At 44.8% G+C, this 9,723-nt stretch carries 10 protein-coding genes; 4 read left to right on the top strand and 6 right to left on the bottom strand.

Annotation, left to right across the window (positions count from 1 at the left end; genetic code table 11):
- From COT43_02680 to COT43_02655, 6 genes are all read right to left on the bottom strand, one after another.
- Positions 1-966: UDP-N-acetylglucosamine 2-epimerase (non-hydrolyzing) (locus tag COT43_02680; protein ID PIS30046.1), on the bottom strand; the 966-nt coding region annotated here is incomplete at its 3' end.
- Positions 956-1,219, bottom strand: coding sequence for a hypothetical protein (locus tag COT43_02675; GenBank protein PIS30045.1), 264 nt, complete (start codon positions 1,217-1,219; stop codon positions 956-958). The genes COT43_02675 and COT43_02680, both read right to left, overlap by 11 nt.
- A complete protein-coding gene (locus tag COT43_02670) occupies positions 1,216-1,596 on the bottom strand; it encodes a GxxExxY protein (protein ID PIS30044.1) in 381 nt (126 codons plus the stop codon). The genes COT43_02675 and COT43_02670 overlap by 4 nt, the downstream gene beginning before the upstream one ends.
- 164 nt (positions 1,597-1,760) lie before the next feature.
- Positions 1,761-3,404: a carboxylase gene (locus COT43_02665; protein ID PIS30043.1), complete on the bottom strand. Its 1,644-nt coding sequence runs from the start codon at positions 3,402-3,404 to the stop codon at positions 1,761-1,763.
- 240 nt (positions 3,405-3,644) lie between these two features.
- Positions 3,645-5,201, bottom strand: coding sequence for a citrate lyase subunit alpha (gene citF, locus COT43_02660; protein PIS30042.1), 1,557 nt, complete (start codon positions 5,199-5,201; stop codon positions 3,645-3,647).
- Positions 5,191-6,408 carry a citrate lyase ACP gene (locus COT43_02655; protein ID PIS30041.1) on the bottom strand — a complete coding sequence of 406 codons (1,218 nt, stop codon included), beginning with the start codon at positions 6,406-6,408 and terminating at the stop codon, positions 5,191-5,193. Before COT43_02655 ends, citF begins: the two co-directional genes overlap by 11 nt.
- Before the next feature lie 437 nt (positions 6,409-6,845).
- Here COT43_02655 and COT43_02650 point away from each other — a divergent pair, with 437 nt between their 5' ends.
- The 4 genes from COT43_02650 (at position 6,846) to COT43_02635 (ending at position 9,648) form a co-directional block, all read left to right on the top strand.
- Positions 6,846-7,370 (top strand): hypothetical protein, encoded by a 525-nt coding sequence (locus COT43_02650; protein ID PIS30040.1) that lies wholly within the window; start codon positions 6,846-6,848, stop codon positions 7,368-7,370.
- Between the two features lie 145 nt (positions 7,371-7,515).
- A complete protein-coding gene (locus COT43_02645; GenBank protein ID PIS30039.1) occupies positions 7,516-7,899 on the top strand; it encodes a GxxExxY protein in 384 nt (127 codons plus the stop codon).
- 43 nt (positions 7,900-7,942) lie between these two features.
- Positions 7,943-9,196 carry a 3-isopropylmalate dehydratase large subunit gene (locus COT43_02640; protein ID PIS30038.1) on the top strand — a complete coding sequence of 418 codons (1,254 nt, stop codon included), beginning with the start codon at positions 7,943-7,945 and terminating at the stop codon, positions 9,194-9,196.
- A gap of 86 nt (positions 9,197-9,282) precedes the next feature.
- Positions 9,283-9,648: a four helix bundle protein gene (locus COT43_02635; GenBank protein ID PIS30037.1), complete on the top strand. Its 366-nt coding sequence runs from the start codon at positions 9,283-9,285 to the stop codon at positions 9,646-9,648.
- The last annotated feature ends 75 nt before the right edge of the window (positions 9,649-9,723 follow it).

Raw genomic sequence — 9,723 nt, 5'->3', positions numbered from 1 at the left:
GCCGACCAGTTCGTTGGTGCCTTCCCAAACGGTGATCGGTCGTTCGGTGTTTTCACGCATCGTCAAACAGGGGATTCCCAAAACGGTTGTCTCTTCTTGAATTCCGCCGGAATCGGTCAACAGCATGAAGGCGTCTTTTTGCAAACTGAGGAATTCGAGATAGCCAAGCGGTTCGGTAATGACGAGATTTGGCATTTGCGCGAGTTGTTTGTCCATGCCGAATGTGGACAGCATCTTCTGCGTGCGCGGATGAATCGGAAAAATGATGGGCATTCGTTTCTGGATCGTCTCAAATGTTTCAAACAATCCTTTCATCGTTTCGGCGGAATCGACATTTGACGGGCGATGAAGCGTGACAAGAATATATTCGCGCTTCTTTATTCTTTCATCTTTTAATTGATATTTTTCCTCAGCCGCTTTTGGCAGATAGTAATTCAGCGAGTCGATCATCGTATTGCCGACGAAGAAGATCTTTTCTTTGGAAATTCCTTCTTGTTGAAGATTTGCGTCGGCGTCGCGACTGGTTGTGAATAAATAATCTGAAATACTGTCGGTAACAATGCGGTTAATCTCTTCCGGCATGGAACGATCGCGGCTTCGGAGTCCGGCTTCCACATGTCCGACTTTGATGTGAAGTTTAGTTGCTACTAATGAACACGCGGCGGTTGAATTGACATCGCCGGCGACCAAAATGACATCCGGTTTTTCTTTCAAAACTTCTTTTTCGTAGGAAATCATGATCTTACCGGTTTGTTCGCCGTGCAGACCGGAGCCGACTCCGAGATAAACGTCCGGTTGGGGCAATTCAAGTTCTTGGAAGAAAATATGAGACATTTTCTCGTCATAATGCTGACCGGTGTGAATGAGTCGGCATTGGAATTTGGACGGATACTTTTTCAGAGCGCGATAAATGGGGGCGGCTTTCATATAATTGGGGCGCGCACCGACGATGAGATCAATTTTCATTTAAACTCCATAATAAAGAGAATAGAATAGACCACGAAAAATACCGAAAGAAGACGAAAAAATATAAAGAAGAAAGAAAAACGAAATCCTTTCCGCCGCAGGCGGTAAAGAGAGGTAGAGAAATTGGACCACGAAACCCCGCAAAGTGCGGGGAAAAGGGACGAAAAAGAACGAAAAAAATAGAAGAAAGATTTAATAGAGGTAGTCTATTGTAAGCGGAGAAAGAAAAGGCACTATTCCCCAAAAAAATCAATTCACGATCCTTTCGTACTCCAATTTTTCTGAGTGACCAAAATTAACGAGAATGGCAAGTTTTAAATTTGTAGCGTGGAGATAATTATGTACTTGTGAACGATGTTCCGAAGTGATATTGGAAACGGCTTTTATCTCGATGATGATTTTTTCGTAACAGATTAAATCCGGAACAAACGAGTGTTTAAGCGTTTTCCCGTGGTAAGTCAGACTTAATTTCTGTTGGGACTCAAAAGGTATTTGCTGTTCCTGTAACTCGATTTCAAGACATTCCTGATAAACAGATTCTGTAAATCCGTTTCCCATCGTTTTGTAAACGTTGAAGCAGGCCTTCATGATCGCGAAACTTTCATCAGGATAAATAATCGATGAATTCATAGAGCGCCTATTTCCGCAGTTCTACTCTCCAGCATTAACATATTCAATCATAATTCAGTTACTTTTCTTTATTCTGTTGTTGATAAACTAATTGTGTGAATTTCTTTGTTCTTTATTCAGTTCTTTCTTCCGTTTTTTTCGTCTCTTTTCGTGGTCTGATCTTCTCACTCGATTGACCCGGAGACCTGAATATAGACGCTGTTTTTTTCTTTGGCGTTTTCGATTTCCTGCTCGACCTCGTATTCTTCTTTCCGCACCGACTTCAAATAACCGGACGCAACCATCGGGAAAAGTTCCAATAATAACTCATCTTTTTCGTTTTTCGCCAACTTTACGAATCCACAATCCGGTAAAATGGGATTTTCTTGTTTCTTGTAGGATGATGTATCATACGGAATTTCTTTGTCTGAACCGGTAATTTTTTTGCGAAATTCCGGATCGACAGGAATCGGCGTTTTGCCGTAACTACCTTTTACTAAATTGACAAATTGGTTTGATGTCGTCGTGTAAAAAGGTTCCAACCCTTTGGCTTCGTCCACCACACAATTGACTGCTTGTACGCCGACGATTTGGCTGGTGGGCGTCACGAGCGGAACGCACCCGGCATCGAGTCGAACGCGCGGAATGATTTTTAGAACTTTCGGTAGAAGTTGATCGAGTTTTGCGGCTTGCAACTGGGCGAGCATATTGGTGTACATACCGCCGGGGATTTCGGCATGTTTGACCGCTTCGTTTGCCGGCGGATATTTGAAATATTTCTCGATCTGCTGGCAGGTCGATAGCAACTTCTCGATTTTGTCCGCTTTGGCGTAGTCAATTGCCTCATCGAACAAGCGATCGATTTCCTTGGGTAGAACGTCTTTCGTGATGTCGAATTCGATCGGGAACTGCTTGGTCTCGTCGAATTTGGAGAGTTCTTGCCGGATTTCGTTTAAATGTTTGTTGATTTCGACGACGGCGGAAAGATTGACGCCGGTATCGATGCCGAGTTTATTGCAGAAAATCTGAACGAGTTCAAATGCAGGCGCCGCAGGACCGCCCGCGAAATTGCCAATGACCGTATCCACAATATCGACGCCGTTTACAATAGAAATCAGAACGGTCGCAAGCCCGTAACCCGGCGTGCAATGCGTGTGCATATCGACAGGAATCGAGAGTTCTTTCTTAAACGCTTTCACGAGCGGCGACGCGAATCCGGGATGAATGAGTCCCGCCATGTCTTTGATGGTGATCATGTCGGCGCCCATTTTCTCAAGTTTCTTCGCTTTGCGGAGGAAATATTCGACGGTAAAGACATTTTTTGGGAGTTTTTTGCCAGTGAAAAGCGCTTTGATTCGTTCAGTTTTGGTGAACTTCGGATCAACGGTGTAGCAGATTGCGCAGTCGGTAATGCCGCCGTTTTCCTTGACGAATTTGATCGTCGAACGCATGTTGTTTAGATCGTTCAACGCGTCAAAAATACGCATAATATCGACGCCGGATTGTATCGCATTGCGGCAAAAACCTTCGATGACTTCATCGGGATATGGATTGTAGCCAAATAGATTTCTGCCTCGGGAAAGTGCGGTGAGTTTGGAAGACTCGCCGACGCCAGTTTTAATGCTTTCAAGGCGATACCACGGGTTTTCATTCAAATAGCGCATGACGGAATCGGGAACGGCGCCCCCCCAAACTTCCATTGCATAAAAGTTTGCTTGGCGATAAAGCGGGAGCAAACGATCGACCTGCGATTGATTCATGCGGGTCGCAAATTGAGACTGTTGCCCATCTCGGAGCGTTAAGTCACGGATGCGTAATTTTCGGGTCATAAAAATCCTACAAACAAGTGTTTAGTCATCAGTTTTGATGAGATGATGATGATGTAAAAAGCAATGGAATTTAATAAATAAAGTGAAAAGAATTCAGTGAAAGTTGCGTGCAGGGAGAACGCAGATGACACGGATTGGGAAGATGAACACAGATAGGAAATTTTGTATTTATTATTCTGTGAAAATCTGTTTTCTGTTCAGCGTTATCTGTGTTCTATTATCGCACTGCCGATTGATTGATTATTCTCTCAATTTCCTGACGGCGTCGATGATCGTTCCATCTACCCATTTAATAACGGCAACGACTTGATCGTCGAAAACGGGATCCTGCGGTTTGCCGCAAATCCGCTCGGCTTCTTCTTTCAATTGCTGAATGGTCTTAATCGGCAATCCGGAGTTCTTGACTTTATCAATTAAATCGGTTCTTAGCGGATTGATGGCAATTCCACGTTCGGTGACGATCACGTCAATCAATTCGCCCGGACCGCATAGCGTGGTGACTTCATCACGGATCACGGGAATCCGATCTCGGAACAAGGGAATTGGCAAAATCGTGCATTTTGCGGCGAGGCAATTTTGCCAGCCGCCGATACCGTGGAGCAAATATCCGTCGGAATGCGTTACGACATTACCGTTGAAATTGACATCGACTTCTGTCGCTCCGAGAATCATCACATCCATCATCGTTGTATAATTGCCTTTTGCGTGATAATCGTAGCAGTGGAAAATCGAGATGTCGGGATGATTCGGATTTCTTCCCATTGATCGAACGGCGTCGAGATCGAATGATTGCGCGTCGAGCAAATATTCCAAACAGCCGTCTTCGATCATCTTGACGGAATATTGCGTTGATCCGCCTACCGCAAACCGCGCCTTGATTCCACGTTCTTTGAGAATTTGGTGAAAGTATATTCCAATCGCGAGAGACGTTCCGCCTGCTCCCATTTGAAACGAGAAACCGTCCCGGATCAGTCCGGCGGCGTCGCAGAACTTTGTCGTAAGTTCCGCAATGAGCAATCTATCCGGACTTTTCGTGATTTGAGTCGTTCCGGAAACGATTTGCTCGGCGATGCCGATCTTATCGACTTTTACGACATAATCGACATAGTTGCCGACGATTTGCATGGGAATCGCGGGAAACGGAATGAGATTGTCGGTGACGATGATGACCTTGTCGGCGTATTGATAATCTGCCAAAGCGTATCCTAAACAGCCGCAAGCAGAGGGACCGGTTAAACCGTGTGCATTACCGAAAGAATCAGCGGTTGGCGCCGCGAGCACGGCGATGTCGATTTGTACTTCGCCATCTTGAACAGCCTGATAACGTCCGCCATGCGAACGCAGGACGCCGACGCCTTTCATTTTTCCTTGCGAAGTAAAACGCCCGAGCGGTCCGTTCATCGAGCCTTCAATATGATGAATCGTTCCGTCTTCGAGATATTTGATCAGCGGTTCGTGGCAGGGAAAAGAGGCGGACGGAAACCACACGAGGTTTTTGACGCCAAGCTCATGCGCAATGTCAAAAATCTGGTTGGCGATCAAATCACCGTTCCGTAAATGGTGATGCGTGGAAATCGTCATGCCATCTTTCAGTCCGCATTGAATAAGCGCGGTTTTTAAGTCGGGAAGAAGTTTGTTGCCATCGGCTGGATAATCGAGAGAAGTTGGTATTTTTGGCGCGTATTTTCGTCCTTCGGGGCGATGTTTTCCGATGCCTTTAAATGGTATTTCCGGTTTGCCGTTGACTTCTGTCGGGACCCAGCGCCCCGCGGCGTTTTTAACTAAATTACTTGACATTTCCAGACCTCCAGTCGGCGGACAATATGCCGAATTCGATTGCTTGGGCAATGGTTCTTTGCGCTCGTTTAACAACCGGAGCGTCAATCATTTTCGATCCGAGCGCCACGACGCCGAGACCTTTTTCTGCGGCTTCCAAATAGGCATTGACGATTTTCTTCGCTTTGGCAATTTCATCCGAATTCGGCGCATAATTTTCATGAATAACTGCAATCTGTCGCGGATGGATACAACCCATTCCGTCGAAGCCAAGCGATTTGGATTCCAGAACGACTTGTTTTAACGCGTCCATATCCGACACGTCGGAGAAAACGGAATCGATGGCTTGAATTCCTGCGGCTTTGGCGGCATTGACGATTTGGCATCGAGCAAAGAATGTTTCTCGTCCCTCTTTTGTGCGTTGAATACCTAGATCGGCGGTGTAATCTTCCAGTCCGATGGCAAGCGCGACGACATTTGGCGACGACGTTGCTATTTCATAAGCATTGACGATGCCTAGCGCGCTTTCGATAATTGGCATGAGGAAGATGGGTTGAATGACGTTAAACGCTTCCGAAATTTGTGCAATTTCCTTTTCAAGAATATGAATTTGATCGGCTGATTCGCACTTTGGAACGAGAATCAGGTTCACGTTGTGCGGGATAATAAATTTTAGGTCTTCGAGTCCTTGGGGAATTTGATTGATGCGCACCATGCGTTCCGCTCCGTAAAAATTCAGAGCGCGAAGTGTATTTCTGACCAAGAACCGCGCTTCCTGTTTTTTTGCGGGTGCGACGGAGTCTTCGAGATCGAGGATGACGCCGTCGGGGCTGTGTAAACCGGCGTTGATAGCCAGTTTCGGCGTGTTTCCCGGCAGATACAGGCGCGAACGACGCGGGCGGTCTTTTTCGGTCGAATACCGGTTTTCCGACAACATTTCCGGTAAAAATTCGCGGTCATTTTCGATGATTTGTTTAAGCGCGGCTTCGATTCTTGCCGTCATAATGTAAGGGAGCGCGCCGTTATCGTCAATTTTAACAAGTGCGTCGGAAATCCCGAAAAACGCCATCTCTTCGCGGCAAAGTTCTTTGATGGAATTTCCATACAACCTATCGACTTTGCTTTTGAGTTCGATGACAATGCCGCTTGACGATGTCTGTGTGATCTCAACGGCGCAGTCTGAGCGGTCGTCTTTGCCATGATTTCCCGCGAACCCCGTCTTATTCAAATTTGCCTCCTTGTGTTTTGAACCGAAAGAAAATCATCGAACGGAATTTGGCTTTTTAATCGGAAAAAAGCAAGGCGCGCGGAGTAGTAAACCACGAAGTCACCAAATCGCTAAGAAAAAGATGGAAATAAGACTCAGATTTCAAAATGCAAATTGAAAGTTGGAGATTGGATTCTGCCTTTTGCGGGGGAGAGATCGAATATTCGACTTGGAGAATTCACCGAAGGATAACTGGATATTGGATATTGTTGTATCGGGTTGAAATAAGTGGCATTAAGTGAAAAGTCATTGACTACTGATTCTTCTTTTGCAGATGTATTTAGGTTCTAATTCATCGTTGTCGTTGATTAATGTCGGAAAGAACGATAAATTTCCAACGTGTTTAGTATGCTTAGCATTAATTTATTAAAGGATGGATTTGTGAAAGAGGAGTACGTATGATTACCGAGATTTTGCCGGAAATCAACCAGATCAAAGAGGAAGGATTGCGCGCGAAAGTCGTCGCCGTTTGGGAAGAAGCCATGGTTTTCCGCGGCTGGACGCCGGAAATTCTCCAGTCAATTCCGTTCACACTGCTGGCCGAAAACGTTAAAATTTCTTTTATTGAGCATGTGCGTACCGTTTGTAAAATGTGTATCGTCTGCGATGAAGTACTAACATCGGCTTACGGAAATCGGAAAACGCCGATTCAGCGTGATTATCTGATTGCGGGCGCGTTGTTGGCTGATGTAGGAAAACTTTTTGAATATGAAATCGTTGACGGTAAGCCGGTCAAATCCGATTACGGCAAGAAACTGCGGCACCCATTCAGCGGCGTAGGCATCGCTTTTAAACATGATTTGCCCCCTGAAGTTTTGCACGTTATTGCAACGCATTCAAAAGAAGGAGATTCGGAAAAGCGCTCGCCGGAGTCGATTGTATTCCACCATGCAGATTTCATCGATTTCGAACTGGTAAAGTAAAGAGACTGGAAAACCACGAATAAACACGAATTAACGCTAATTATTTTATGACAGACTTAATTGAGAAAGATTTTATCGACTTCGAGCTGTTGAAATAAAGAGACTGCAAAACCACGAATAAACACGAATTAACACTAATTATTTTATGACAGACTTAATTGAGAAAGACTTGGTCCATAAAATTGTTGGATGCGCAATGTCCGTATCGAATAAACTGGGACACGGTTTGCGTGAAAAAACTTATGAAAATGCATTGTGTGTCGAATTGAGTCATCAAAATCTGGCGTTTAGCCAACAATCGAAATATCCGGTTTATTATGATGGTCAGTTGATAGACGAATATATCCCTGATTTGTTAGTCGAAGAAAAAGTCATTATCGAAATTAAAACTGTCGATACAATTCCGGACGAACATCGCGGCCAATTAATCAATTATTTACGGATCGCAAATAAGGAAGTCGGAATCCTTCTGAATTTCAAACATCCACGATTACAGTGGGAAAGATTGATATTGACTAAAAATAAATAAAATTGATGTTTATTTGTGTTCATTCGTGGTTGAAAGGAAAAAGATGGGAAAGACATTTAGCGAGAAAATACTTGGAAAGAAAGCCGGAAAACCGGTCGTTCCCGGCGAGATCGTCGAGATTGAACCCGATATGGCAATGTCGCATGACAACACGGCGGATATTTCCAAGACCTTTTACAAAATCGGCGTCGATAAAGTTTACGATCCGGATAAGCATGTCATCATTCTCGATCATTGCACGCCTGCGGCAAATGAAAAATTCGCTCAGAATCACAAAGACATTCGTGAATTTGTGGCAAAGCAGGGAATCAAGAATTTCTATGACATCAACGAGGGAATCTGTCATCAGGTGATGCACGAAAAAGGTCATGTTTGGCCGGGAGCATTGATTGTCGGCGCGGATTCGCATACGACTTCTTACGGCGCATTTGGTGCATTTTCGACAGGAATCGGTCGCAGTGAGATGGCGGCGATTATGGCGTGCGGGAAAATTTGGTTGAGAGTGCCGGAAACGATAAAGATCGTTTGCGATGGAGAATTTCAGTCGGGAATTACATCGAAGGATTTAGCGTTGACAATTGCGGGCGACATCGGAGCGGATGGCGGATTGTACCGCGCGATCGAATTTAGCGGACTTGGCATCGAACGAATGAGTTTCGCCAGCCGGTTTGTTTTAGCGAATATGGCGGTGGAATTGGGCGCCAAGAACGGTTACATGATTCCGAACAAGGAAATATTGGCTTATATCAAATCGCGTACGAATCGAAAGTTTGAAGTCGTGGAATCCGATCCGGACGCGGAATTTGACGAGGTTTTAACTTATGACTTATCGAAAATTGGACCGATGGTTGCCAAACCGCATACGGTCGATAATGTCGCGCAGGTTTCGGCAGTCAAAGGTACGAAGATCGATCAGATATTTTTCGGTAGTTGCACAAATGCGCGAGTTGAGGATTTCGAAGTAGTCGCAGGTATTTTGAAAGGTAGAAAAGTTCATTCCAGCGTACGCTTGCTGGTTTTCCCGGCGTCACGGGAAGTTTATCTCGATGTATTAAAACGCGGCTGGATAATTGATTTGGTTGAGGCAGGAGCGGTGATCCTGAATCCCGGTTGCGGGCCGTGCATGGGAAATCACGAAGGCGTTCCGGCAAAAGGCGAAGTCACGCTATCGACATCCAATCGCAATTTTAAAGGGCGCATGGGTAACAAGGACGCGGAGGTTTATCTATGCAGTCCGCGCACGGCGGCGGTCTCGGCATTGACGGGAAGGATTGAGGATTTTCGGGAAGCGAAGTGAAGATTTCAAATTGGGGATTTCAAATTGCAAATCTCAAATTGATACGATGAAAGAGCAAATCGTCAGTTAGTAAGGAGATGTTGCAAATGAATGCTGAAGAACTTGCAGATCGATTGCTGAATTTTAACGGAGATATTGTCAAGACATGTTCTCCCCTTCAGAAGACTTATATTGGCAGGCACATTTTTGGACAATTATTTCGGGCATCAAGTTCTTCAGGCGCGAACTATGAGGAAGCCAGAGGCGCCGAAAGTCGGGCGGATTTTGTTCATAAAATGCAGATCGTTTTAAAGGAATTACGAGAATCCGCTTTTTGGCTTAGACTTATTCAACGTGTAAATCTTCTTCCAGATAATGCGATCTGCCCGTTGATAAATGAAGCCAATGAATTGATAAGAATTTTTTCTAAATCTGTTGTAACCTCAAAATCACCGAAAAAATTTGAAATTTGAAATGCTCAATTTGAAATTTGAAATCAGTTTTAAAGGAAGAGGATAAAATGAAGATCATCGGACGAGTTTGGAAAT

Source organism: Candidatus Marinimicrobia bacterium CG08_land_8_20_14_0_20_45_22 (genome assembly GCA_002774355.1).
Taxonomy (GTDB): domain Bacteria; phylum Fidelibacterota; class UBA2242; order UBA2242; family UBA2242; genus 0-14-0-20-45-22.
This window is presented reverse-complemented; position numbering and strand designations above follow the sequence as displayed.